Annotated in this window: 18 protein-coding genes and 8 pseudogenes; 15 read left to right on the plus strand and 11 right to left on the minus strand. The window is 50.6% G+C overall.

Features of this window, described 5'->3' with window-relative positions; all coding sequences use genetic code 11:
• Positions 1–664 (minus strand): annotated as a pseudogene (hemC, locus tag DZ54_RS19670) (hydroxymethylbilane synthase); the annotation flags it as partial.
• Positions 665–1062: 398 nt separating this feature from the next.
• Between hemC and DZ54_RS19675 the strand changes: the two are divergent.
• Positions 1063–3638: pseudogene (locus DZ54_RS19675) on the plus strand (class I adenylate cyclase).
• A 58-nt stretch (positions 3639–3696) separates the two neighbouring features.
• Here the strand turns inward: DZ54_RS19675 and cyaY are convergent.
• On the minus strand, positions 3697–4008 hold the full coding sequence (gene cyaY / locus DZ54_RS0106545) for an iron donor protein CyaY (protein WP_025673498.1): 312 nt from the start codon (positions 4006–4008) through the stop codon (positions 3697–3699).
• A 77-nt stretch (positions 4009–4085) separates the two neighbouring features.
• On the opposite strand from cyaY, the gene lptM reads away from it, so the two are divergent.
• The 8 genes and pseudogenes from lptM (at position 4086) to DZ54_RS0106575 (ending at position 8684) form a co-directional block, all read left to right on the plus strand.
• The gene (lptM, locus tag DZ54_RS25865) at positions 4086–4196 is read left to right on the plus strand and encodes an LPS translocon maturation chaperone LptM (protein WP_240472642.1); all 111 of its coding nucleotides are present in this window, start codon (positions 4086–4088) and stop codon (positions 4194–4196) included.
• A gap of 24 nt (positions 4197–4220) precedes the next feature.
• Positions 4221–5472: pseudogene (lysA, locus tag DZ54_RS19680) on the plus strand (diaminopimelate decarboxylase).
• 8 nt (positions 5473–5480) lie between these two features.
• Positions 5481–6310: pseudogene (gene dapF, locus DZ54_RS19685) on the plus strand (diaminopimelate epimerase).
• On the plus strand, positions 6307–6846 hold the full coding sequence (locus tag DZ54_RS19690; protein WP_276201984.1) for a DUF484 family protein: 540 nt from the start codon (positions 6307–6309) through the stop codon (positions 6844–6846). The pseudogene dapF and the gene DZ54_RS19690 overlap by 4 nt, the downstream one beginning before the upstream one ends.
• A complete protein-coding gene (locus DZ54_RS26650) occupies positions 6833–6997 on the plus strand; it encodes a DUF484 family protein (RefSeq protein WP_276201985.1) in 165 nt (54 codons plus the stop codon). The genes DZ54_RS19690 and DZ54_RS26650 overlap by 14 nt, the downstream gene beginning before the upstream one ends.
• A gap of 47 nt (positions 6998–7044) precedes the next feature.
• Positions 7045–7746 carry a tyrosine recombinase XerC gene (locus DZ54_RS26655; RefSeq protein WP_338057042.1) on the plus strand — a complete coding sequence of 234 codons (702 nt, stop codon included), beginning with the start codon at positions 7045–7047 and terminating at the stop codon, positions 7744–7746.
• Positions 7697–7972 (plus strand): annotated as a pseudogene (locus tag DZ54_RS27115) (tyrosine-type recombinase/integrase); the annotation flags it as partial. The gene DZ54_RS26655 and the pseudogene DZ54_RS27115, both read left to right, overlap by 50 nt.
• 1 nt (position 7973) lies before the next feature.
• Positions 7974–8684, plus strand: coding sequence for an HAD-IA family hydrolase (locus DZ54_RS0106575; protein ID WP_025673499.1), 711 nt, complete (start codon positions 7974–7976; stop codon positions 8682–8684).
• 16 nt (positions 8685–8700) lie between these two features.
• Here DZ54_RS0106575 and DZ54_RS0106580 read toward each other — a convergent pair whose 3' ends face one another.
• Genes DZ54_RS0106580 through DZ54_RS0106595 form a run of 5 tightly spaced genes read right to left on the minus strand, consistent with a single transcriptional unit; the run spans position 8701 to position 11041 of the window.
• Positions 8701–9144: a DoxX family protein gene (locus tag DZ54_RS0106580; protein WP_025673500.1), complete on the minus strand. Its 444-nt coding sequence runs from the start codon at positions 9142–9144 to the stop codon at positions 8701–8703.
• Positions 9145–9147: 3 nt separating this feature from the next.
• Positions 9148–9396: a hypothetical protein gene (locus DZ54_RS23330; RefSeq protein WP_128080465.1), complete on the minus strand. Its 249-nt coding sequence runs from the start codon at positions 9394–9396 to the stop codon at positions 9148–9150.
• Positions 9351–9887 carry an HvfC/BufC N-terminal domain-containing protein gene (locus DZ54_RS19700; RefSeq protein ID WP_051415937.1) on the minus strand — a complete coding sequence of 179 codons (537 nt, stop codon included), beginning with the start codon at positions 9885–9887 and terminating at the stop codon, positions 9351–9353. Before DZ54_RS19700 ends, DZ54_RS23330 begins: the two co-directional genes overlap by 46 nt.
• Positions 9884–10723: an MNIO family bufferin maturase gene (gene bufB, locus DZ54_RS0106590; RefSeq protein ID WP_025673501.1), complete on the minus strand. Its 840-nt coding sequence runs from the start codon at positions 10721–10723 to the stop codon at positions 9884–9886. The genes DZ54_RS19700 and bufB overlap by 4 nt, the downstream gene beginning before the upstream one ends.
• Positions 10724–10780: 57 nt before the next feature.
• Entirely contained in the window at positions 10781–11041 is a 261-nt protein-coding gene (locus DZ54_RS0106595; RefSeq protein ID WP_025673502.1) for a BufA1 family periplasmic bufferin-type metallophore, read from the minus strand.
• 242 nt (positions 11042–11283) lie between these two features.
• Between DZ54_RS0106595 and uvrD the strand changes: the two are divergent.
• Positions 11284–13460: pseudogene (gene uvrD / locus DZ54_RS19705) on the plus strand (DNA helicase II).
• Between the two features lie 95 nt (positions 13461–13555).
• Here uvrD and DZ54_RS19710 read toward each other — a convergent pair.
• A pseudogene (locus DZ54_RS19710) lies at positions 13556–14198 on the minus strand (LysE family translocator).
• Positions 14195–15127 (minus strand): EamA family transporter RarD, encoded by a 933-nt coding sequence (gene rarD, locus DZ54_RS0106625; protein ID WP_025673506.1) that lies wholly within the window; start codon positions 15125–15127, stop codon positions 14195–14197. The pseudogene DZ54_RS19710 and the gene rarD overlap by 4 nt, the downstream one beginning before the upstream one ends.
• A 171-nt stretch (positions 15128–15298) precedes the next feature.
• Between rarD and recQ the strand changes: the two are divergent.
• From recQ to DZ54_RS0106640, 3 genes and pseudogenes are all read left to right on the plus strand, one after another.
• Positions 15299–17177 (plus strand): annotated as a pseudogene (gene recQ, locus DZ54_RS19715) (ATP-dependent DNA helicase RecQ).
• Positions 17178–17204: 27 nt separating this feature from the next.
• Positions 17205–17465: a DUF3630 family protein gene (locus DZ54_RS19720; protein WP_128080466.1), complete on the plus strand. Its 261-nt coding sequence runs from the start codon at positions 17205–17207 to the stop codon at positions 17463–17465.
• A gap of 112 nt (positions 17466–17577) precedes the next feature.
• A complete protein-coding gene (locus DZ54_RS0106640; RefSeq protein WP_025673507.1) occupies positions 17578–18246 on the plus strand; it encodes a 7-cyano-7-deazaguanine/7-aminomethyl-7-deazaguanine transporter in 669 nt (222 codons plus the stop codon).
• Positions 18247–18894: 648 nt separating this feature from the next.
• Here the strand turns inward: DZ54_RS0106640 and elbB are convergent.
• Positions 18895–19545: an isoprenoid biosynthesis glyoxalase ElbB gene (elbB, locus tag DZ54_RS0106645; protein ID WP_025673508.1), complete on the minus strand. Its 651-nt coding sequence runs from the start codon at positions 19543–19545 to the stop codon at positions 18895–18897.
• Positions 19546–20000: 455 nt separating this feature from the next.
• Here elbB and polA point away from each other — a divergent pair, with 455 nt between their 5' ends.
• Complete coding sequence (gene polA / locus DZ54_RS0106655; protein WP_025673509.1) at positions 20001–22751, plus strand: DNA polymerase I; 2751 nt, start codon at positions 20001–20003, stop codon at positions 22749–22751.
• 563 nt (positions 22752–23314) lie between these two features.
• Here polA and yihA read toward each other — a convergent pair.
• Complete coding sequence (yihA, locus tag DZ54_RS0106660) at positions 23315–23959, minus strand: ribosome biogenesis GTP-binding protein YihA/YsxC (protein WP_025673510.1); 645 nt, start codon at positions 23957–23959, stop codon at positions 23315–23317.
• A gap of 149 nt (positions 23960–24108) precedes the next feature.
• Between yihA and DZ54_RS0106665 the strand changes: the two genes are divergently transcribed.
• Positions 24109–24726, plus strand: a complete 618-nt coding sequence (locus tag DZ54_RS0106665; protein WP_025673511.1) for a c-type cytochrome — start codon at positions 24109–24111, stop codon at positions 24724–24726.
• Positions 24727–25193: the final 467 nt, after the last annotated feature.

Here is a 25193-nt window from a genome sequence, read left to right on the forward strand (position 1 = left end):
CTGGCATCAGAAAGCGGTGCCAATAAAGTCCGAATACGCTCATCATCCAGTCGGCACTCAATACCGACCGCCTGGCCGACAGCGGGTAGGATCACTTCCGGCGGAATTTCATTACGAATGCGTTCATGTAAGCCTAACCGTTTTAGACCAGCCGCCGCGAGGACGATCGCATCATATTGACCGTCATCCAGCTTACCCAGGCGGGTACCCACATTGCCTCGTAACGTATTAATCACGAGATCGGGGCGGCGTTCGCGTAGCTGGCATTCACGACGTAAGCTGGACGTCCCGACACCGCGCCTTGGGGGAGATCATCAATACTGTTGTAGTGGTTAGAGACGAATGCATCACGCGGGTCACCGCGCTCACAGATGGTGACTAATCCTAGCGCTTCCGGAAACTCAACCGGGACATCTTTCATCGAGTGGACGGCAATGTCCGCGCGACCATCAAGCATTGCTTGTTCAAGCTCTTTAATAAACAAGCCTTTACCCCCGATTTTCGCCAGTGGCGTGTCCAGAATCACGTCACCTTTAGTGACCATGGGCACGAGCTCGACGGTCAAGCCAGGATGGGAAGCTTCGAGGGCTTCTTTAACAAATTCCGCTTGCCAGAGTGCCAAAGGGCTTTTGCGCGTGGCAATGCGTACGGGTGTTGAGTACATGGTTTGGCTTCCTTCTTGATTCATAACCACCATCGTACCATTGCCATTGGCTCACTCGTAATAGTCGCCAATCGCTTTCGAGATTTATGATGGGCTTATCGTCATATAGGTGAATAAATGTGATCGATAGCGTATTATTTGCGCAAATAGTGAGATTGATAAGCGGCAAAAAGTGAAACTTACGACTAAGGTAGTAGAGCGAAAAAGTTGATATTGGTCTCAAAAAGCGCCTATAGTGCGTCACGGATCTCACCACACAGGCCTCGGGGTTATTGGCTTTACCCGAGTTGTCGAGAATGTTACATTGATCACGTTTTGTTATCTGCAATTGGGCGGATACGGTGAAGACAGTAACGTCGACCTGTTGACTAGGATGTCAACGAATCTGGATGATTGCCTTGCAAACATACGTACAACAGCAAACTGAGCGCATAGAGGCGTTTAACCGCGTGAGAATGGATCGCGCGCGGTCAGCGATGAGCCGTCAAGCTCAAGCCATCTTTGATGTGCTGCCAGTGCTCTTACATCTCAATCACCCAGCCTTACCTGGGTTTTGTGGCGACAGTGTGCCTTTTGGCATTGCTGATTATCAGCTTGATGAGGCACAACGCGAGTTTGTGTCTGACTGTCTGATCCATTCAAAGACGCGCTTTTCCTCCTTAACGGCATGTCTTGATGAACGCCCACGTCACCCGATCAAAGGCATGTATACCATGGGCAGCACCGGCTCGATGGGACAAAGCCTAACCAGTGATCTTGATATCTGGGTTTGTATTGATGCTGCCGTCACCTTGGCTCAGCGTGATAAGCTTGATGCCAAGTGCATGGCGATTTCCGAATGGGCGTTAAACCAAGGCGTTGAAGCCAACTTCTTCGTGGTGTGTGAAGGGCGATTCCGCCATCACCTCAGCCAAACCATGACCAGCGATAACTGTGGGACGAGTCAGCATTTTTTGTTGCTCGATGAGTTTTATCGCTCATCAATGCGACTCGCAGGGCAAAAGCTGCTTTGGTACATGGTGCCGCCAGAGATGGAAGACTGCTACGACGAGTATGTGGATACCTTGGTCGTAGACCATGGTCTTGACCGACGTGATTGGGTCGATTTCGGTGGCCTGCCGACTATTCCGGCAGAAGAATACTTTGGTTCCAGTTTATGGCAGCTTTATAAAAGTATCGATTCGCCATATAAATCGGTGCTAAAAGCGATACTACTCGAAGCCTACTCATGGCAGTACCCGGGTACTCAATTGCTCAGTGTCGATGGCAAACGCCGTTTTTATGCCGGTTGGGTCGATGTATACCAGTCTGACGCTTACTACCTAATGTTGGAAAAAGTGACGCGCTATCTCGAGTCGATCGGCGACACCCGCCGTTTAGACTTAGTCCGCCGCTGCTTTTATCTCAAAACCCATGAAAAGTTGACTCAGTCGCCGTCGACGGGCTCGGTGGCGTGGCGTCGTGACGTGTTGCGTTTATTGGCCATGAATGGGGCTGGGACGAGCAGGCGTTGACTTACCTCGACAACCGTCGACACTGGAAAGTGGAGGAAGTGCAGTACGCGCACAACGAGCTGCTTGATGCGTTGATGCAAAGCTATCGTAATTTGATTCGCTTTGCGCGCCGCAACGACATCACCTCCGCGATCAGCCCGCAAGATATCAGTACGTTGGCGCGTAAGCTCTATGCCGCGTTTGAAGAACTACCGGGTAAAGTAACCTTGTTGAACCCGCAAATTTCGCCGGATTTGCACGAGCCCAATTTGACCTTGATTCAAGTGCCAGAAGGGCGGACGAATCGGTCGGGGTGGTATTTATACAAACACTCACTGGATCCGGTCGACATCATCGGTCGCGCGCCGCTTGAGCATAATAGCTATCTGTCTAAGCTGGTCGCTTGGGCGTTTTTTAATGGCCTGCTCACCGAGTCAACCCACTTACACACCGTGGTGCGCGATGCCGATGTTGATATTGATACTTTGTATCAGTTGGTCAGTGATATTCGCAACACCTTCTCACTGCGGCCGCCGCGTCCAACCTTGGAGGCGCTATCCAGCCCCTGTGAGATTCGTCAGCTCGCCTTGTTTATTAACTTAGAGCACGATCCGACCTCGGCGTATAAAAAGCCCTCGATGCGGTTTGATTTTAAAAACAGCGATATCTTTAGCTATGGCTCGGAGCAAACCTGCCTCGTGGGCAGTGTCGATTTGGTCTATCGTAACTCGTGGAATGAGGTACGTACGCTGAACTATCGCGGTGATGATGCGATTCTTGAAGCGCTAAAAACCATGTTAAGGGAAAATGCACCAAGATGCCCTACCCCCTGAATCGGTCGATGTGTTCTGCTATTCAAGCAAAATGCGTGGTTTGATCCGTAACTTGGTGTATCAATTGGTTGCTGAATGTATTGAGCTTCGATTAAAACCGGTTGAAAAGGAAAAGCGTCGTCGCTTCAAAGCGTTGCGTATTGGCACGCAAACGCACGGCTTGTTCTTTGAACGTCGTGGGGTCTCAGTACAGCGGTTAGAAAACTCGGTCGATTTTTATCGTTGTATCTCGACCAACAAAGTGAATGGTACGACCCGTGATGGTGTTGATAATCGGCAAGATGTGCAGCCACCTGCGGTGTCGATGCGTACGCCAGTGAGGGATTGGTGCAGTTTTTCTTTGAGGATTGCGCCAATGGCTACAACCTCTATATTCTCGATGAAAACAACCGCGTGGAAGTGTATCGCCAGTGTAGCGGGGATAAAACCGAGATGGTGCAGGGGGTGAACCGCTTCTATACCTCCTCTCACGACCGTTACAGCTACAGTGCTAATTTTATTAACTTTAACTTGCCGCAATTTTATCAAATTGTCACCGATGAACGCGGTGAGCCACAGGCGTTACCCTTTAAGTGTGATGCGCAATGGCAGCCGCCTCGTCAGCCTCTTCAGGATGGCTTTAGCGGGCAGGTGGCGTCATTTAAATAACCCAGAGAGCGGCTTTCCCATCCGTTCTCTGGGTATTTCTAGCGCCTGACCGCGGCGATCACCAAGAAACCGGCTCTCCAGCATGTTTGCTGCACTCTTGTTGGACTAAATCCATTAAGACTAAGCCGGTCTTGCTGCACGTCCACTCGCCATTTTTTAACGCGAAATGGAAGCCGCCACCTTTTGACGCGACCCAAATTTCTTGCATCGGCTCTTGACGGTTAATGATGATCTGGCTGCCATCGTCAAATTCGAGTGTCATTACGTTACCGACGCTCTCGTAGTCGATGTCGACACCCGAGTTATCAATACCTTCTTCGATGGTCTGCATTTGCAAATCGACCAGCTGATGATATTCCGTTGTGTTCATCCCGTTACATCCTATTGCTTTTCATGGTTGTGATGCGATTATAGAGGGCATTGACTCGATAATCACTGGCATTCACTATGCGAAAACTCGTCATTTTATTGATGTTCACTGGCATCATGACACTGACCGGCTGTGGCCAACAAGGGCCCCTGTACTATCCGGACGAACAACCGACGCAAAATCAATAACTCACGACAACAGGGACGAACACCTTGGATTATTTTAATTATCAGGACGACGGCCAGCTGTGGGCCGAATCATTGCCGTTGGCGCAGCTTGCCAACGAGCATGGTACGCCATTGTATGTGTACTCTCGCGCGACCTTAGAGCGCCATTGGCATGCCTTTGATTGCGCGGTGGTGATCACCACATCTGGTGTGTTATGCCGTTAAAGCTAACTCGAATATTGGCGTATTAAATATACTGGCACGGCAAGGTTCCGGCTTTGATATTGTGTCGCAAGGTGAGCTGGAACGCGTCTTGGTTGCAGGCGGCGATCCGGCTAAGGTTGTTTTTTCCGGTGTCGGCAAAACGGCGGTCGAAATACGTCGTGCGCTGGAAGTGGGGATTAAATGTTTCAACGTCGAATCGCACTCGGAACTTGATCGTCTCAACCAAGTGGCCGGCGAACTGGGCGTCGAGGCGCCGATTTCTTTGCGTATTAACCCGGACGTCGATGCCAATACCCATCCATATATCTCTACCGGCCTCAAAGAAAACAAATTTGGGATTGCGTTCGGTGAAGCACTAAAGAGTTTTCGCTATGCCGCGAGCTTACCGCATCTGAACGTTGAAGGCATTGATTGTCATATTGGGTCGCAGCTCACGGATCTGACGCCCTTCATTGAATCGACTGACCGTCTGTTAGCCCTGATTGATACCTTGGCGCAAGAAGGCATTCAGATTCGCCACCTTGACGTTGGTGGTGGCTTGGGTGTGACCTACAGTGATGAAAAGCCACCGCAGCCTTCGGAATATGCCAAAGCGTTGCTGGCGCGTTTGGATAATCACCACCACCTTGAGCTGATTTTTGAACCCGGCCGCGCGATTGCCGCCAATGCCGGTGTACTGCTCACCAAGGTGGAATTTCTCAAGCACAGCGAACACAAGAACTTTGCCATCATTGACGCCGGCATGAACGATTTAATTCGCCCTTCGCTGTATCAAGCCTATCAAGAAATCATTCCTGTGGTCCCGCGTCAAGGGGAGTCAAAAACTTACGACTTAGTGGGTCCAGTGTGCGAAACCGGTGATTACTTGGGTAAAAATCGTTCGCTCGTGCTCGAAGCCGGCGATTTGTTAGCGGTGCGATCGGCAGGGGCTTATGGCTTTGTGATGGCTTCTAATTATAATTCGCGCTGCCGTCCCGCCGAAATCGTTGTCGATGGTGAACACGCACACTTGGTACGCGAGCGCGAGCGCTTAGCGTCACTGTGGCAGCTTGAAAAGCGCCTACCAGAATAAGGATTGGCATGCAGATACAGTTTGCAAAAATGCACGGACTGGGCAACGACTTTATGGTAGTTGACTGCGTCACACAAAATGCGTTTTTCTCCCCGGATCTGATCCGGCGTTTAGCCGATCGCCATCGAGGCATTGGCTTTGATCAGTTATTGGTCGTCGAACCGCCTTATGATCCGGAAACCGACTTTCATTATCGGGTTTTTAATCCTGATGCCTCTGAGGTGTCGCAATGTGGCAATGGCGCGCGTTGTTTTGCCCGCTTTGTGCGCATGAAAGGGCTCACCAATAAGTATCAAGTCAATGTCAGTACCCAAGCGGGGAAGATGCGGCTGCATGTTGAGAACGACAACCAAGTGCGGGTGAATATGGGCGAGCCTATTTTCACGCCGGGTAAGATCCCTTTTCGGGCGAATTCACAAGAAAAGACCTATTTGATGCGTGTAGCGGAACAGACCTTGTTTGTCGGGGCGGTGAGTATGGGAAACCCACATGTGGTAACAGTGGTCGATGATATTGATACGGCGGATGTCGAGACGCTTGGGCCGTTACTAGAAAATCATGAGCGTTTTCCAGAGCGTGTCAATGCTGGCTTTATGCAGGTTTTTTCGCGTAATGCGATTAAGCTTCGGGTCTATGAACGCGGAGCGGGAGAGACTCAGGCTTGTGGCAGTGGCGCTTGTGCGGCGGTTGCCGTTGGGATTGACCAAGGTTTACTGGATGAGCAAGTCACTGTCACGTTACCGGGCGGGGATTTACGGATTGTCTGGCGGGGGCCGGGTCAGCTTTATCGATGACGGGGCCTGCGACACATGTATATGATGGACAATTGCAATTATGAATAACGGGGTAGACGCCACTACATTGGAAACCATGCCGTTGAACGAAGAAGCGGTGGCCGCGTATTTAAACGATCATCCGGACTTTTTTGTTCGTCAGCGTGACTTACTGGCGCAGTTAACCATTCCACACGCTGAGCGGGGGGCGGTGTCTTTGGTCGAAATCCAGCTCAAGCGCTTGCGTGAGCGCGTCGCAGAGCTAGAAGAAGATATTACCCAGCTGATGAGCTTAGGCGCCAAAAATGATCGCTTATTCCGAGCGTTTGCGGAAGCGCATCAGGCGTTGCTTCGTACAGACCAGCTACACACCGTGAACAAGATATTACAGACGCTCAGTGCGCAATTACAGCTCAACGTCAGTGTCTGCGTTTATCACGATATTGCGGGGATGACGACCATTCCTCGTCAAGCGGTGGATCAACTGAAAAACCATCACTTTGCCGGACGCCGTTGTTACTTAGGTCGTTTGCGCCGTATCGATGCCGAAGTGGTGATCACGACCCAGCCACAGACTGCTCATTTGCTTGGTACCGATTAAAGGTGAGGGTAAAGAGTGGGGGCTACTCAGCTTTGCCAGTGCGGATGGCGGCCACTTCCAGCCGGATATGGACACCCTTTTTATTGAACAACTGGCTTCGCACTTAGCCATTTTATGTAGTCAGTGGGCGCAAAAAGGTGACCGTCAGTGACCGACGTGACACCCAGCGAGCCAGCTACCGCACCACTATCTCTAACGGTGCCCTTGGACCGTTTTTATCAGTATCAGCTTAGCGAGCGTGGTCTCAGTGCACATACCCAGCGTAATTATCAGCGCCAGTTAGATAAGATTGTCGACTTTCTAACCGTGCGCGGTATCGCTCATTGGGCCGATGTCGACGCCGACTGGGTGCGGCAAATCTCTAGCCAAGCCAAACGTGATGGGCTGAAACCAGGCAGCATTGCGTTACGTTTGTCTGCCTTGCGTAGCTTTTTTGATTATCTGGTACATGCCGAACAGCTTGAGGCCAATCCTGCCAAAGGCGTCTCTGCGCCGAAACAAGGTCGCCATCTTCCTAAAAACTTAGATGTAGATGAAATGAATCAGCTGCTTGAAGTGGACCAAGACGATCCGCTGTCGGTGCGTGATCGGGCGATGATGGAGCTGATGTATGGCGCGGGGCTACGTCTGGCCGAGCTGGTGGATTTAGACGTACGTGATGTCTCGGTGCGAAAAGGGGATTTGCGCGTCATCGGTAAAGGGGAAAAAGAGCGCATTGTGCCTTTTTCTGGCATGGCAAAAACCTGGGTGATGAACTGGCTTAAGGTGCGTAATCAGCTATTAAAAGGCCCAGAAGACGCGCTGTTTATTTCTAAGCTCGGCCAGCGTATCTCGCACCGCAGCGTACAAAAGCGCATGGCAGAATGGGGACAAAAGCAGTCGGTCAATAGCCAATATTAACCCCCATAAATTGCGCCACAGTTTTGCCACCCATATGTTGGAATCCTCGGGAGATCTGCGTGCGGTGCAAGAGCTGCTCGGCCATGCGGATTTAGGCACCACGCAAATTTATACCCATTTAGACTTTCAACACTTGGCGAAAGTGTATGACGCGGCCCACCCGAGAGCCCGAAAGCGCGGCGCGCGGAAAACGGACCCAGATAACACACCGAATTCGGAGTCGTGATATGAAATTTTATCGTCGCTTACAAGCGTTTGATGCGGTCAGCTTTGACTTGGATGATACCTTGTACGACAACTGGCCGGTGATCGCACGCGCCGAGGCGGCGTTAACTGACTATTTGAGCGAGCACTGCCCACCGATAGCGGCGCTTGATCAAGCCACCCTCGCGGGGTTTCCTGCCGCCAAGCACGTGATCACGAACCCCGAGCAGCGCTTTGATGTCACTGCCATGCGTGTCGCGCAACTGACTCTGACAGGGGAGTTTGTCGGTTTTACTGCCGAGCAAGCCCGTGCGCAAGCACAAGCAGCCACGGCGTTCTTTTGCGGTTATCGCAGTGATTTTGCCGTGCCGGCGCAAAGCTTAGCTTACCTAAAAGCCTGGTCCGCGACGCTACCGTTGGTGGCGATCACTAACGGTAATGTGGATACCGATGCGATTGGGTTGACGCCGTTTTTCCAGCATATTTTCCGCGCAGGGGAACACGGGGAGCCCAAGCCAAGTCCAGTGATGTTTGATAAAGCCGCGCAGGTGTTAGATATGGCGCCACAACGCATTCTACATGTCGGCGATCACTTAAGTTCGGATGTCGCCGGTGCGCGCCAAGCGGGCATGCAAGCATGCTGGATCCGCCCTGAACGCCAATCGCCTATGATGCATAAAGGACGCACCTTACCCGATGTGGCGATCGACGACTTATCTGAGCTCGACGCCTGATTCAGCAGCGGCACCGCTAAGCCGCGCCTTTTTGGTCTCGGGTTAGCCTCTGATCCAGGTTGAGCCAACCGGGCCCCCACACACTCACCACCAATAAAATCACGCCCCACATAATATGGTCGTCAAAGCCACGCTCCCACAGCAGTGGATAGGAGGCGACCGCGACAATATTGAACACAAATAAGGCCAAGGTCATCGGGCGAGCCAGGAAGCCTAATGCCACAAATATCGGCAAAATCAGCTCGGCGGCGGTGCCTAAATAGGCCGCAAGTTGCCACGGCACTAAGGGAACCTGGTACTCAAACTCGAACAAGTACAAGGTGCTGTCCCAGCTTTGATATTTGATCAATCCGGATTGAAAAAAAAACCACGCCACATACAGGCGACCCACCAGCAGGAGTAGCGGCTGGAGTGGGGTGAGCGCGCGAGTAAAGATATGATTGATCGTGGTTAGCCACATGGCTTACTCCTTAACGTGTAGCGAAATATTGGGTGCGGTAAACGCATTCAGTGCGGCTAATTCAGGCACACAGGCGAGTTGTTCTTCCGAGAGCGCGGCCAGTGGTGTATGAGGGCAGACCTTTAGCACGCTGACTTGATGGGCGTTTAAGTGATACCAATTTACCGTGTCTTGACTGGCGATAAGCAACAAGGATTGCGGTGTCTCTAATACCAAGCCCTCGAAATGCTCGGTGGCGATCGCTTGCCACACGTCGCTAATGGCGTAATTGCTTTCAAACAAAGTGGCCTGAGTATTGAGTGGCAAACACACTTGCGCTTGTTGCTCAGGCTGAGTGCCGCGAGTGCGTTTCCCTCAAACGCGGGGGAGGCAGGGGCAAGGGTGAGCGCCACTTGCGTCCATTCAAAACGCGCGAGATCGGCGCAGGAGGGGACCGCCTCGATAATATTGGGCAGGGCACGCAAGGTGGTATCGAACTGCGCGCCATAGTCTTCCATCACACCGGTTTGCGGCGGATGTTCAATCGCATGATATCGAGCGATCGCCTCAAAGCAAGCATCACCGAGTAATGCACAGGTCTTTGGGTACACGCACTTTAAGGTCTCAGTCAGTGTGACCACATAATGGTTACGATAAACCTGTAGCCGTTTTTCCGCCGCAATCTTATCGCTTTTCACCGAGAGTGGCTGAGGATTGTCACGTAAGGTAGCGGCAAAGGCATGCTGAAGCGATGCGAGTGTCATACCGCCTCCTTATGCCGTGCCAACAAGTGATGGGCTTTCGCAGCTTCTGCTAAGAGCCGCTCGGGGGTGGGTAAATCCGTGTCCCATTCAATTAAGGTATGTCGTGGCCCGTAGCGAGCAATCCATTGTTGATAAAGTGCCCAGACCGGGTCACTAACGGGCTGACTATGGGTATCTATCCAAATTTCGCCTGCGGATGTGTGTTTTACCGTAAAGCCGGCGAGATGAATCTCTTTCACCGCCTGAGCAGGGATAGCATCAAGATAAGTGTTTGCGCTAAAGCTGTGGTTAAAGGCACTGACATAGATGTTATTCAGATCGAGCAGCAAATCACAGCCAGTACGGGCATGCACGTCGGCAAGAAATTCCCATTCGGTGTAATCCCCACCCTCAAAGCATAAATAGCTGGACGGATTTTCAATCAGCAGCGGACGCTGTAAGGCATCTTGTACCTGCTGAACATTGTCGCAGAACACCTGTAATGCCTGTTCAGTGTAAGGGAGTGGTAACAAGTCGTGAAAGTGCTGGCCGCCAATCCGGCTCCAACTTAAATGGTCAGACACAAATAAGGGCTCAACCTGTTCCACTAATGCACTCAGTTTACTAAGGTGCGCGCGGTCAAGCGGTTCATCACTGCCCAGCGATAAACCCACACCATGACAGCTTATGGCGTAATCCTCACGTAAGCGCATTAAGGTTGAAAATGCGGGGCGATGAGGGCGAAAGTAATTTTCACTGTGGACTTCCAACCAACCTACGGGTGGGCGGTGCTGATCAAAATAGTCCAGATGTGGCTGCCTGAGTCCAACGCCCGTCCAATGTGCTGCATCATCCATACTCGCTCCTTGTGATAGGCTGAGGGCAAAGCCCGGGAAGAGCCCGGGCGCGCTGCATCAGGAAGACGAGGTGCTGCCGCCCGCTAAGCGATCGCACAAACCTTTTGGCACCATCACAAAAGCATCTTTTTGACCATCTTTGGTCGAGGTACCCGCACAAGAGCTGGTGGCCGTGGCGCAGTCATTATTGCCTGCTTTGGCGACACCATAGCATTTCTCCTTTTCTGCCGCATGGGCAGGTGTGCTGGTGAGGGTGGTCGCACCCACGGCGAGTAAGCCCGTAACAGCAGCGGCAACAGCTAGGTTAGTGTGTTTCATAATGCATCCTTTTCTTATTCCGATTTCGCGTTGTTACGCCCACAATGTTGTGGTGCGTCTATCAACAAAGATAGGCAATCGCGGAATAATCTTTCACCTAATATACAATTTTTTTCGTTATGAGAGCTAACACGCTGAATTTACGTTTAAAAAAGTTGTCACAGGATCGGGCGCGCAATTTAGTGCTGAGCTGGTATAATCGCCAACCAGTGTATAAATACCCAGTAAAATGGTAGGTGGCGATGGACGTATCAACTCTTCTAGACGGACTTAACGACAAACAGCGTGAAGCCGTGGCCGCGCCACTGGGTCATCATCTCATCTTGGCCGGCGCCGGCAGTGGTAAAACGCGAGTGCTGGTTCATCGCATGGCGTGGCTGATGCGGGTGGAAGAAGCATCGCCTTTCTCGGTGATGGCGGTGACCTTTACCAACAAAGCGGCGGCAGAGATGCGCGGGCGTATTGAGCAACTGATGCAGGGCACTGCCTCTGGCATGTGGTGTGGCACCTTCCATGGTATTTGCCATCGTATTCTCCGTGCCCATTATTTGGATGCCAACCTGCCGCAAGACTTCCAAATTCTGGACTCAGACGATCAAAAACGCTTGTTGCGCCGCTTGATTAAAGCGCAAAACTTGGATGAGAAACACTGGCCTGCTAAGCAAGCGAGCTGGTATATCAATGGCAAAAAAGACGAAGGCTTGCGCCCCAAGCACATTGATACCCGTCACGATCCGGTCGAGAGCACCTGGCTGCGGATTTATCAGGCCTATCAAGAGGCATGCGATCGGGCTGGTTTGGTCGATTTTGCCGAGATCTTGTTGCGAACGTTGGAGCTATTGCGCGATAAGCCGGTGATCCGTGATCATTACCAAGCACGCTTTCAGCACATTTTGGTGGATGAGTTTCAAGATACCAACAACATCCAATATGCGTGGCTACGCATGATGGCCGGCAACATGCGAATGTGATGATTGTCGGTGATGACGATCAATCCATTTATGGCTGGCGCGGAGCCAAAGTGGAAAACATTCAGCGTTTTCTGGATGATTTTGCTGCCCCACAAACCATTCGTTTGGAGCAAAACTACCGCTCAACCAGTACCATTTTGCAAGCGGCAAACACCCTGATTGAAAACAATACCGATCGGATGGGCAAAAGTCTGTGGACCGAGGGTAAAGAGGGTGAGCCGATCTCGGTGTATGCTGGCTTTAACGAACTGGATGAAGCGCGTTTTGTGGTCGGCAAAATCAAAACCTGGCAAGACGAAGGCGGTGCGCTCACCGACAGCGCCATTTTATACCGCAACAACGCCCAATCCCGGGTGCTGGAAGAAGCCTTAATTCAAGCCGGCCTGCCTTATCGCATTTATGGCGGCATGCGCTTTTTCGAACGCCAGGAAATCAAGGACGCGCTGGCCTATTTGCGTTTGATGGCTAACCGCAATGACGATGCCGCGTTTGAGCGGGTGGTGAATACACCACGCGTGGGGTGGGCGATCGTACTCTCGAAACGCTCCGTGGCGCGGCGCGCGATCGTGGCCAAACCCTATGGCACACCGCCGAGCAAATCTTGGCAGAAAAAGCGCTGGCAGGACGCGCGGCCAATGCATTGGGCCGGTTTATTGAGCTGGTCAATGCACTAGAAGATGACACCCGTGAAATGGCGATGTATCAACAAACCGATGCGGTGATCCGTCACTCCGGCTTGCGTGCCATGTACGAGCAAGAAAAAGGCGAAAAGGCGCAAGCCGGTCGATAACTTGGAAGAGTTGGTGACCGCCACGCGCCAATTTACCCCTCCCGAAGAGGCGGAAGCCGAAGGCATGACACCGCTGTCGGCGTTCTTGGCCCACGCTGCCCTTGAGGCCGGTGAAGGCCAAGCGGACGAGTTCGATGATGCGGTCCAATTGATGACCTTGCACAGTGCCAAAGGCCTCGAGTTCCCCTTAGTCTTTATGGTCGGGGTGGAAGAGGGCATGTTCCCCAGCCAGATGTCAGCTGAAGAAGCGGGCCGCTTGGAAGAAGAACGTCGCCTTTGCTATGTCGGCATGACACGAGCGATGGAAAAACTCTATCTGACCTACGCCGAAATGCGCCGTGTGTACGGTAAAGACATGTTCCATAAGATCTCGCGCTTTATACGTGAGTTGCCTGAGGCCTGCTTGGAAGAAGTGCGGATGCGTGCCAATGTCTCACGTCCTGCCGCAAGCGGTGGCCGTTTTTCCAAAACGCAGACCCAGGAGAACTTTAACCAAACCGGGTTTAGTTTGGGTCAGCGAGTTCAACACCCTAAATTTGGTGAAGGCACCATTATCAACTTTGAAGGCAGTGGCGGACAAAGCCGCGTGCAAGTCGCCTTTAATGGGGAAGGGATTAAGTGGTTGGTGACTCAGTACGCCAAACTGGAAGCGCTTTAATCCCGACCGCTTAACGCCAAAAAACGTAACTCACGCCCAGCCTTGGCTGGGCGTGTTGGTATTTATCCTATCACCTGCGTTTTTCAGCCGCGGCATTAGCCAAACACGCCGGCTTGCCAAATCACCGCGCCACCTAACAGCAAAAACAACAGCGCACACAGGCCATCAATAACGGGTGCCACCTGGGTGAGCACCTGCTGCACGCGACTGCCTGATAGCAGCCAGGCTAGCGAAGAAAACCATCCCAATGAAAGCAGAAACACCACCGCCACGGCCATGGCTTTGCCATTGGCAGACATGCTGGCAGGCACCAAGGTACTCATCAACGAAATAAAAAACACCAAGGCTTTAGGGTTAAAAAGGTTGGTCAGCACCCCTTTCCAAAAAGCCTGTTTTTGGCCGCGTACCGCAGGCGCATCATTGGCGGTTTGCACCGGCGCTGTGGTGGAGGCGAGCAAGCCTTTAATTGCGCTAAGGCCTAAATACATCAGCACACTACCCCCTGCCACCTGTACCCACATAAACAGTTGCGGGTGCTGATGTACCAACAGGCTGATGCCCGTAATGCTCAGTATCGTGTGCGCCAAAATACTGAGCGATAACCCTAACGCAATCGCCAAGCCAGTAGCACGGCCATAACGGGTGGCATTATGTAGCACCAAGCAAAGTCGGGCCCAGGCTGAGCAGTGCAATCATATGCACCCCCGCCAGCGTGGCGAGAATGGTCATCTCGTTCATTCTGGTTTTCCTGTGGATAAAGCTGCACGCTTAATATGAGTCACTTGATGCCGTTTGTTTTGATAAGCATCAAAGCTAAATATCGCCAAGGCGGCCCAAATAAAGCCAAAAGTAGTGGCTTTATCTGGGGTAAAGGGTTCGTCATATAAACCCACCGCGAGTAAAAACATTAAGCTGGGGCCAATATATTGGAAAAAGCCCAATACCGTTAAGGGTAAGCGGGTCGCGGCACCGGTAAAGCACAGTAAAGGGATGGTGGTAATCAAGCCCGCGGCGGCCAACAACATATTCAGGCTGATAGGATTATCGAGCAGATTTGCACTGGGAGTGTCGGCAAATTGCCATAGATAAATCAATGCGACGGGTAGCAGGGTACAGGTTTCCACAAACAACCCAGGCACCGCGGGGAGATCGATTTTTTTGCGCAGTAAGCCGTAAATCGCAAAGCTGGTGGCAAGTATGAGCGCGATCAATGGTAATGAGCCAAAAGTGATCAACTGCACCAAGACACCGACCAAGGCCAGCGCAGCGGCAAGCCACTGCAGACGGCGAAAACGCTCACCGAGAAAAATCATCCCCAAGGCCACGTTCACGATCGGATTAATGTAATAACCAAGGCTGGCATCCAGCATACGATTATTGACTATCGCCCAGATGAAAATCAGCCAATTGCAGCCAATAAAGCAGGAGGTGAGCATCAGCATGAGGAGCTTTTTCGGCTCGCGGATAATCGGCTTGAGCTGATAGAAACGACGGGAACAAAACAGCAGTAACGCCAAAAAAACAAACGACCAGATAACCCGGTGCGCCAAAATTTCGGGTGCCGGGATCTGGTTAACTGTTTTAAAGTACATAGGGGCGATGCCCCACATGATGTAAGCCGCAAGGGCTAATAGCACACCTTGACGGGTGCGTTTCGGATCTGGAATCACGGTGCTTTCTCGTTATGGATGTCGATAAGGGATGAACACGAATTCATGCATGTTGACTAGATGTAACAAGTTGTAAGCACCAGCGCAAGCACCTTTCTGGGTGCTCAGGGTTTCATCAGTCAGAGGGTCTGGGTAGAATGAGCGCCAGTTTGAGTAACGAGCTTGATTATGTCCGCCACCCCCGCCAATGTCGATGCGCCAACAGCTTCCGATACAGCCACACCTGAAACTGACGTGAGCCCTGCCCACCAGGTGCTTAAAGCCGTGTTTGGTTATCACCAATTTCGCGACGGTCAGCAAGCGGTGATTGATGCGGCGATTGCCGGCCGTGATGCGTTGGTGATTATGCCGACAGGGGGCGGGAAATCGTTATGTTATCAGATCCCCGCGTTGGTGCGCCCGGGTCTGACGGTGGTGATTTCACCATTGATTTCACTAATGAAAGATCAGGTCGATCAGCTCAATGCTAATGGCGTCACGGCGGCGTGCTTAAACTCGGCGATGACGCCCGAGGCGCAAGCAGAGACGCTACGCGCGTTAAACCATGGCGAGATGAAGCTGCTGTATGTGTCGCCCGAGCGTGCGCTGGGCCGTGACTTTCTTCATCGCTTAAGTGAGTGGCAGCTCGGATTAGTGGCGGTGGATGAAGCGCATTGTATTTCCCAGTGGGGACATGATTTTCGTCGTGAATACGCCTCTTTGGGTCAACTCAAGCAGCACTTCCCCGATGTCCCCGTGATGGCGCTGACTGCCACGGCCGATGCCACGACGCGTGAAGATATTCTATCTCGCCTTGCTCTGCACGACCCGCTGGTGCACTTAGGCAGTTTTGACCGTCCCAATATTCGCTATACCTTGTTGGAAAAGCACAAGCCTCTCGCGCAACTGGTGCATTTTTTAACCGGTCTGCGCGGCCAGTCGGGCATTGTGTATTGCAACAGTCGCAAGCGGGTGGAGCAGGTGACGCAAAAGCTGTGTGACAACAATATGCTGGCGGCCGCTTATCATGCCGGCATGACCACAGAGGCACGCGGTCGGTGCAAGAAGCGTTTCAGCGTGATGATGTCAATATCGTGGTGGCGACCGTGGCGTTTGGGATGGGGATTAATAAACCCAATGTGCGTTTTGTGGTTCACTATGATGTGCCGCGTAACATCGAGTCCTACTACCAAGAAACGGGCCGAGCAGGGCGAGACGGATTGCCGGCTGAAGCGGTGTTGTTGTATGACCCCTCAGACATGGGTTGGCTCCATCGCTGCTTGGAAGAAAAGCCCGAGGGGCCACAAAAGCAGGTCGAAAGCCATAAACTGACCGCGATGGGGGCGTTTGCCGAAGCGCAAACCTGTCGCCGCTTAGTGCTACTCAATTACTTTGGCGAAAACCGCCAAACCCCCTGTGGTAACTGTGATATCTGTCTCGACCCGCCACTCACTTTGATGGCACTGAGCAAGCGCAAAAAGCCCTGTCTTGCGTCTACCGTGTTAACCAAAGCTTCGGGGTCGGGTATGTGGTTGAAGTGTTGCGTGGGATGCAAAATCAGCGCATTAAAGATCATGGTCACGACAAGCTGTCCACCTATGGCATCGGACGAGAGTGGAGCCATGAATACTGGGTAAGCATTGTTCGCCAACTGATCCATCGTGGTTATCTGGTACAAAACATTGCCCGTAGCTCGGTGCTACAGTTGACCGAACAAGCGCGGCCATTACTGCGCAGTGAGATCGCGCTCGAGCTGGCGGTGCCGCGTATTGGCCTAAGCCCACGCACCAAAGCTAATAAGCTGAGTCAGCGGCATTACGACAAAAAGCTATTTGCCAAGTTGCGTAAGTTACGTAAAGCGATTGCCGATGAGGAAGATATCCCGCCGTATGTGGTGTTTAACGATGCCAGCTTGATGGAAATGGCGGAGATGCTGCCTTCCTCGCAAGCCGAACTCTTAGCGGTGAGTGGCGTAGGGCAGCGCAAACTGGAAAAATTTGGCGATGCGTTTTTGGATTTGATTGACGACCACCTCGGAGTCAGTGAGTACGGTTATGGCACAGAGTAATTGGCAGCTGATTGAATCCGATAGCGCTTGGCGTTTTATCAGCCGCAACTGGATGCGGATAACGCCCGTTCTGTCTGCCAGCCATTACTTGACGTGTTACAAGCTCAAGTACTGGAAAGCCAGCAGGACGCCGAGATGATGACTTGGCTAATTGACTTTGAAGGCACGCGACTGATGCTCAAAGCGGCCCATTACACCCAGAGCGTATGGTTGGAGCCATTGGAGCGTGATGGTGATGAAGTGATTGCCTTCTTGCGGCGCTGGTGGGTACGTCATCCGCCACTTTAAATTGCACTGGCGCCAGTATTGTATTGCTGTATAATTCGCCACCTCGCGCTACCTGTAGACAGGTAGAAAAGTATTTTGGGTTCCCTCGCCCCCAATAACAAAAAGGTGCACAATGAGTCACTTTTCTCTCGCTCAGAAGCGTAACGCACTGAGTTACCTGGTTATATTCCATCTTGTCATTATTGCCTCCAGTAATTACTTGGTGCAGATCCCCTTTACCGTTTGGGGTTACCACACCACCTGGGGAGCGTTTACCTTTCCGTTTATTTTTCTGGCGACCGATCTGACCGTCAGGATTTATGGCCCTGCGTTAGCACGTCGCATCATTTTATTCGTGATGATGCCGTCGCTGCTGATTTCGTATGTGCTTTCGGTGTTGTTTTATCAAGGTAGCTACCAAGGCATTGAGCAGTTAGGCCACTTTAACCTCACCGTCGCTCGGATTGCGATTGCCAGCTTTATGGCTTATCTGCTTGGTCAGATTTTAGATATTCACGTCTTCAATCGCCTGCGCCAGCAGCGCCAATGGTGGGTGGCGCCTAGTTGCTCCACCTTGTTTGGTAATGCGTCAGACACGCTCGCTTTTTTTGCGATAGCTTTTTACCAAAGCCAAGATGCCTTTATGGCGGAGCACTGGGTTGAAATCGCCTTGGTAGACTACGCCTTTAAGCTGATTATTAGCTTGGGGCTGTTTATCCCGATATATGGCGTATTGCTCAACGTGATTATTCGACGTATCACCCAAGTGAGTCCGTCGACGACAGTGCAGCAGACGTCATAATCGGTAGAATAACAAAGAGTCGCATCGCGGCTCTTTTTTTACGTCAACCTACCGACTATCACCTCTATTTTGATAAGCAGATCAATAATTGAGCAGTGAATGCAAAATAATCGCATTTTTTTCTTGATAAACGATAATGAGAATGGTTATTATTAGCTTGCACTCAGGGACACGACACGACGTTCCCTGAAGGCACGACATTGCTCACATTGCTTCCAGTGTATTAGCGGGGCGCTTATCAGACAGTGATTAAGTTAGTCCATTTTTGCTAGGCGACACCTTTCGGGGTGTCGCTTTTTTCTTTTTGGGCAATGGCTTTTCGAACTATGGTTGTTGGAGCTATGGTTTTTGGAGCTATGGCTGTTGGTGCAATGACAGTTTGATGACAGCGAGCGAGTCTGAGCACAAGATCAACAAATGAAAAAGATTCTCAACTAAGTGTTGAAAATGGTAATGAGAATGGTTATTGTTAACTTGTCTTCAGGGCAAAGCTCACATGCTTAGCGTTGAAGGCACGACATTGCTCACATTGCTTCCAGTGTATTGGGGCCAGCAAACTGTCATCACGATAGCTTTGTTTTTGCGCTCACTTGTTACAGCGACGCCTATTTTGGCGTCGCTTTTTTCTTTCTCTCTCACTTTATTAGCTTAGGCTAACTCAACCAGTTTTTTCACCATGCGATTGATGCCACTGGCCGCGTCAGTGACCGAGGTCGCTAGCATATAGGCTGGTGTCGATAGAAGATGATGGCGTTGATCCAGTACATAATCCGATACTGGACAGTCGATGTGTTCGCCCCCCATACGGTTAAATGCTGCGGCGATGTCAGGTTCATTACCGATGGTGCCTTTGACACCTTTGGGATAGATTTGCGGGATCATGATCGGGGCGATACACATATAGCCGGCGGGCTTTTCTGCGCGAGCAAACGCTTGACAGACGGCGAACATGTCTTGATGTACCTGCACCGGATCGCCATTATAAGCAAAGTCTGACAAGTTCTTGGCAGCGCCAAAGCCGCCAGGCACGAGCAAGGCATCAAACGCTTCCACATTAAGCTCGGTGAGGGAGTGAATATCACCACGTACGATGCGGCTGGCCTCGGTGAGTACATTGCGCGTTTCGTTCATGGGTTCACCCGTACGATGATCGATCACATGGTGCTGATCGATATCTGGCGCGAAACACTGCCATTGCGCCTCATTTTTCTCTAGCGCTAGCAGGGATAGCACGGTCTCTTGGATCTCTGCGCCGTCAAACACGCCGCAGCCAGATAAGATCACAGCAACCTTTTTCATGACGCTCTCCTTGTATCGATATTTAAAATTCGCAATCCGTGTGGGCAATGCACAAAGATCAACGATGCTTGTTGACGGTTATGTCTATCAGTGTCGCATTGGCGCAGGGTTATGCGAAAGCTTAGCCAAATTCGGTAATGAAATTGGTGATTATCTCCGCAGATTGTGATGACTTTCTCTGCAACCTTCTGAGGCATGGCGATTTCTTTTTCCACATCACAAGATCCTTTTTCGATCAAGATCAGGATCCTTGTATTTTATATAAATATATGTTTTTAAATAATAAAAAATTTATTTTTCTTCTCTTTTCAGACAAAATGAAAACCCTATAAAATAGTTACCAACAAAGTTATCCACAGATAGATGGCATGATGGGAAAAACCATGGTTAACAGGGGTCACGACTCGTGGCATGCTTAACGGCTAACGTGTTTAACTGGCAATCAAGATACTGATATGGCAATTCTTCCCGATAACCCCCTCATCCTGGTTGATGGCTCCTCTTACCTTTACCGGGCTTACCATGCGTCACCCAGTCTCACCAATAGTCAAAGTGAGCCGACGGGAGCGGTATATGGTGTGGTGAATATGCTGCGCAGTTTATTGCGCCAATACCCGCATTCTCATGTGGCGGTGATTTTTGATGCCAAAGGGAAGACGTTCCGTGATGACATGTATGAACAGTACAAAGCGAATCGTCCACCGATGCCAGACGACTTGCGAGAGCAAATCGCCCCCCTGCATAAGATTGTCAAAGCAATGGGGTTGCCTTTGCTCGCGATAGAGGGAGTCGAAGCCGATGACGTGATTGGTACGCTCGCCACTCAGGCCTCACAAGCTGGGATGCCGGTTTTGATCAGCACCGGCGATAAAGATATGGCCCAACTAGTGGACGAGCATGTCACCTTAATCAACACCATGACCAATGTGGTGATGGACCCAGATGCTGTTCATGAAAAGTATGGCTTTGGTCCTGAGCATATTATTGATTATCTTGCTCTTATGGGAGATAAAGTCGATAACATTCCTGGCGTGCCGGGGGTGGGCGACAAAACCGCGGCGGCGTTGATTGCCAACCTCGGTGGCTTGGATGATATCTACGCCAATCTGGATAAAATTGCTGAGCTGAGCTTCCGTGGTGCCAAAAGTATGGCGAAAAAGCTCACTGAGCATAAAGAGAGCGCGTATCTTTCCTATCAGTTGGCGACCATTAAATTGGATGTGGCGCTTGATTTCACGCCACAACAACTGATTAAGCAAGCACCTGACAATGAGACCTTGGTAGCGATGTACCGTGATCTACAGTTCCGTCGTTGGCTAAAAGAGCTCGACGAGGGGGATGCGCCAGAGGAATCCACTTCCGATGAGCCTTTATCGCAGGCGGTCATTATTGATCGTGATCGTTATCAAACTGTGCTTACTCGCGAGTCGCTGGAAACATGGCTGGAGAAAATTCGTCAAGCCGACGTAGTGGCGGTGGATACGGAAACCGATAGCCTTAACTATATGGAAGCCAATCTGGTCGGGATCTCGTTTGCTGTTGCCCCTGGCGAAGCGGCGTATGTGCCGGTGGCCCATGATTATCTCGAAGCGCCTGAGCAGCTGTCACTAGAAGACGTACTCACTGTATTGCGCCCTTGGCTGGAAGATCCCTCTGCGGCGAAAGTCGGTCAAAATTTAAAGTATGATGCCAGTGTCTTTGCCCGCCACGGCATCACCTTAAAAGGGATTGCCTATGACACCATGTTGGAATCATACGTTTATAACAGTGTGGCGGGGCGTCATGACATGGACAGCCTCGCTGAGCGTTACTTGCAGCACACCTGCATTAGCTTTGAAGAGATAGCGGGTAAGGGTAAAAAGCAGCTCACCTTTAACCAGATCCCTTTAGAGCAAGCCGCTCCTTATGCCGCGGAAGATGCCGATATTACCTTGCGTTTGCATCAGTATTTGATTGGACGAGTCACCAGTGACGATAAGTTAAAAACCATTTTTGAGTTTTATGAAATGCCATTGGTCAATGTGCTATCGCGCATGGAGCGTCATGGTGTGTTGATCGACAAAAATAAGCTGGCAACCCAATCAGACGCGCTGCATACTCGCTTGATTGAGCTTGAGCGGGAAACGTTTGAGATTGCCGGTGAAGAATTTAACTTGAGCTCGCCCAAGCAATTACAGGTGATTTTATTTGAGAAAATGGGCCTACCCGTGGTGAAGAAAACCCCATCAGGGAGTCCGTCGACCAATGAAGAGGTGCTGCAAGAACTATCGCTCGATTATCCCTTGCCGGCGCGTATTCTGGAATACCGCGGCCTAGCGAAACTCAAATCGACCTACACAGATAAACTGCCGCGCATGATCAATGCCCAAACCGGACGAGTGCACACCTCATATCATCAAGCGGTGACTGCGACCGGGCGCTTATCATCCACCGATCCAAACTTACAAAATATCCCCATTCGGAACGAGCAGGGTCGCCGTATTCGTGAAGCCTTTACTGCTGAACCCGATCACACGATTTTGGCAGTGGACTACTCGCAAATCGAGTTGCGGATCATGGCGCATTTATCGGGCGATAAAGCCTTGTTGGAAGCGTTCCGTGATGGCAAAGATATTCATGCAGCCACGGCAGCCGAAGTTATGGGCGTTAGCCTCGACGAGGTGACCAGTGAGCAGCGTCGCCGTGCCAAAGCGATCAACTTTGGCTTGATTTACGGCATGAGTGCCTTCGGCCTCTCGCGCCAACTAGGCATTGGTCGTCATGAAGCGCAAACCTACATGGACACCTACTTCGAGCGTTATCCGGGTGTGAGAGCGTATATGGATAGCACCCGTGAGCAAGCCGCAGAAAAAGGCTATGTTGAAACCATCTTTGGTCGCCGTTTGTACCTGCCTGAAATAAAATCACGGAATGGCATGCGTCGAAAAGGTGCCGAACGAGCCGCGATTAATGCGCCAATGCAAGGCACGGCCGCCGATATTATTAAGCGCGCGATGATACTGGTCGATCAGTGGATTCAGACAAATGCGGCAGAGGATGCGCGCCTAGTGATGCAGGTGCATGATGAACTCGTGCTAGAAGTAAAAACGTCATCTATGTCCAAAGTTGAAAGCCAAGTACGAAAACTGATGGAATCGGCGGCATCACTGGATGTTCCCTTGATTGCAGAGGCAGGGTTTGGCGATAACTGGGGAGAAGCCCACTAAGTTTAGGGTTTTTATCCATAATTCTATTGTTTATAACGAAAGGCCGAATGTGAATTCGGCTTTTTTTTGTTCAGTATCCACCTGATTTAGGGTCATTTTCATTTTTTATGCGCATTTTTATGAAAAAAATTACGTAATATACTTTTCAATACTGGGTGATTGATATACAGTTAGCAGCGTAGGGTACAGAGGTAAGATGTTCTATCTTTCAGACCTTTTGTTTCACGTTATTGGATTTTGGCTGATTCAGCAGCCCCAGTCAGGACACTGACTGGGGCTTTTTTTATTGGTTGATATGCGGCGACGTGAGCAGCCTGCCACTGCCTTTTTAATGATTTATCGCTGTATTCACTTTGTTTTCTAAAAAATTAGAGTAAATACTTTAATTTTACTAGGAAGCCTGGTTATAATACGCACAGCTTCTTGTTCTTTATGTGTTTACAGGGTCTGCTTCAGATCGCTTACGCACAAAGATTCGCCGACCCTCGATGAGGGTCGGCTTTTTTTGCTTCCCGTTCAATGAGAGGGCGACTTGATGTATCCCTCACGTCGATGAAAAGCGATTACTCGCTTGGCTGTGGTTGGTCGTCGGCAAGCAATAGCGGCGTGGTGTGATACCAAGCATCTAGCTTATGACGTAATTTATCAACGCCAATACCTTTCAGTGAAGAATACAGTTCGACTTCGACATCGCCGCAAAATGCCAGCGAGGCTTCTCGAATCTTCATCAATTGCTGTTTACGTGCACCGGTTTTAAGCTTGTCCGCTTTAGTTAATAGCACTAAAACGGGTAAGTTTGACTCAACGGCCCAATAAATCAGCTGCTGATCCAAATCTTTCATCGGGTGGCGAATGTCCATCAAAACGACTAATCCGCCAAGCTGATCACGTTTTTGTAAATATTCTCCGAGCGATCGCTGCCATTTTTCTTTCATTTCTAGGGGGACTTGGGCATAACCATAGCCGGGGAGGTCGACAATATGGCAACCATCGTCCACTTTAAAGAGGTTAATCAATTGTGTCCGGCCGGGGGTCTTACTGGTCTTCGCTAGGCTCTTTTGGTCACATAGACGGTTAAGGGAGCTAGATTTACCGGCGTTTGAGCGGCCAGCAAAAGCGATTTCGATTCCCGTATTATCAGGAAGATGGCGGATGTCTGGTGCGCTAGTAACAAATTGGGTGTTACGGTAATTAAGTGATTGCTCCACTGTTAACTCCGTCTCGTCTTGGTGTAGTAGACTGATTACTTTTGTGTGAATTTGTGTAAAATAACCGTGCTCGGTTTTTGATCGGTAATTGTACCATGACGGTAACTAAGTAGTGGTACTGGAAGCTTGATAATTATAAACGGAATGTCATGAAGAAATTAGCGCTAATATTGACTCTCCTGGCCAGCACTTCAGTCTGGGCCCAAGGAGATGCTGAAGCGGGCAAAGCCAAGTCTAATACCTGTGCCGCCTGTCACGGTGCTGACGGTAATAGTGTTTTGCCTGATTACCCAAATTTGGCGGGTCAGCACGCCAACTACATTGAAAAGCAATTAAAGGAATTTAAGCTCGGCGCGCAAAGCGGCGGTGATCAAGGGCGGTACAATGCAGTAATGGCTGGCATGGTTGCTCCTTTATCAGAGCAAGACATGGCAGACTTGGCCGCCTATTACGCAACGCTTACGCCGAAGCCTGGCACCACGCCTGAAGGCGCGGTTGAAGTAGGCCGTCAACTATACATGGCGGGCGATGCAGAACGAGGCATTGCGGCTTGTGTCGCTTGTCACGGCCCACGCGGTAATGGCACCCCCTCTTCTGGTTTCCCGAAAATTTCTGGCCAGTCCGCAAACTATTTGGCGAGTCAGTTGAAGATGTTCCGTGCTGAGGAACGTCATAATGATATGAACGAAATGATGCGGTCGGTGGCTGCCAAGCTCACTGACAGCGAAATTGATGCGCTATCGAACTATCTCGGTGGTCTGCACTAATTACCGAGCTTGATAGAAAAGCGGTTGCGTGAATAGCGCAACCGCTTTTTTCTGCCTTTATCTTCTTCCTGCCAGTTATTTCTTCCTTCTTCGCCTGCGGTCAGTATTGCTACCGGTCGCGATAAGTGCGCCGTTGGGTGTAAGACATTTGCTATTTTATGGTGAGATAATCGTGAAATGCATTGAAAGATAAAATGAAAAAAAGGCTCATATTCAGTGAGTTATAGTCTTTGTTTCTTCCTCTCGCGATATTTTTTGAATTAGCATTCTAGGCAATTTTATTGATTGCGATACGCTATCTATATCAACAGGACGTTGACCCAAGGATAGGGCTACCGGCTAGGGAATGCCTTTAACACTAGGGCGTGTTGATCTTTGCTGTACACATTTTATTCAGCAATACATCGGCAGCCACATTATAGTAAACGCCAGTGATACCATACTGGCGTAATTTCTTGCTAACTTAT

Origin of the sequence: Salinivibrio socompensis S35, from assembly GCF_000513715.1 — a bacterium.
Lineage (GTDB): Bacteria > Pseudomonadota > Gammaproteobacteria > Enterobacterales > Vibrionaceae > Salinivibrio > Salinivibrio socompensis.

Excerpts from the sequence above, each read along its gene's own strand:
- cyaY (WP_025673498.1), bottom strand. The coding sequence starts at position 4,008 with ATGAACACAACGGAATATCATCAGCTGGTCGATTTGCAAATGCAGACC.
- lptM (WP_240472642.1), top strand. The coding sequence starts at position 4,086 with ATGCGAAAACTCGTCATTTTATTGATGTTCACTGGCATCATGACACTG.
- DZ54_RS19690 (WP_276201984.1), top strand. The coding sequence starts at position 6,307 with ATGAATAACGGGGTAGACGCCACTACATTGGAAACCATGCCGTTGAAC.
- DZ54_RS0106575 (WP_025673499.1), top strand. The coding sequence starts at position 7,974 with ATGAAATTTTATCGTCGCTTACAAGCGTTTGATGCGGTCAGCTTTGAC.
- DZ54_RS0106580 (WP_025673500.1), bottom strand. The coding sequence starts at position 9,144 with ATGTGGCTAACCACGATCAATCATATCTTTACTCGCGCGCTCACCCCA.
- DZ54_RS19700 (WP_051415937.1), bottom strand. The coding sequence starts at position 9,887 with ATGACACTCGCATCGCTTCAGCATGCCTTTGCCGCTACCTTACGTGAC.
- bufB (WP_025673501.1), bottom strand. The coding sequence starts at position 10,723 with ATGGATGATGCAGCACATTGGACGGGCGTTGGACTCAGGCAGCCACAT.
- DZ54_RS0106595 (WP_025673502.1), bottom strand. The coding sequence starts at position 11,041 with ATGAAACACACTAACCTAGCTGTTGCCGCTGCTGTTACGGGCTTACTC.
- DZ54_RS0106640 (WP_025673507.1), top strand. The coding sequence starts at position 17,578 with ATGAGTCACTTTTCTCTCGCTCAGAAGCGTAACGCACTGAGTTACCTG.
- elbB (WP_025673508.1), bottom strand. The coding sequence starts at position 19,545 with ATGAAAAAGGTTGCTGTGATCTTATCTGGCTGCGGCGTGTTTGACGGC.
- polA (WP_025673509.1), top strand. The coding sequence starts at position 20,001 with ATGGCAATTCTTCCCGATAACCCCCTCATCCTGGTTGATGGCTCCTCT.
- DZ54_RS0106665 (WP_025673511.1), top strand. The coding sequence starts at position 24,109 with ATGAAGAAATTAGCGCTAATATTGACTCTCCTGGCCAGCACTTCAGTC.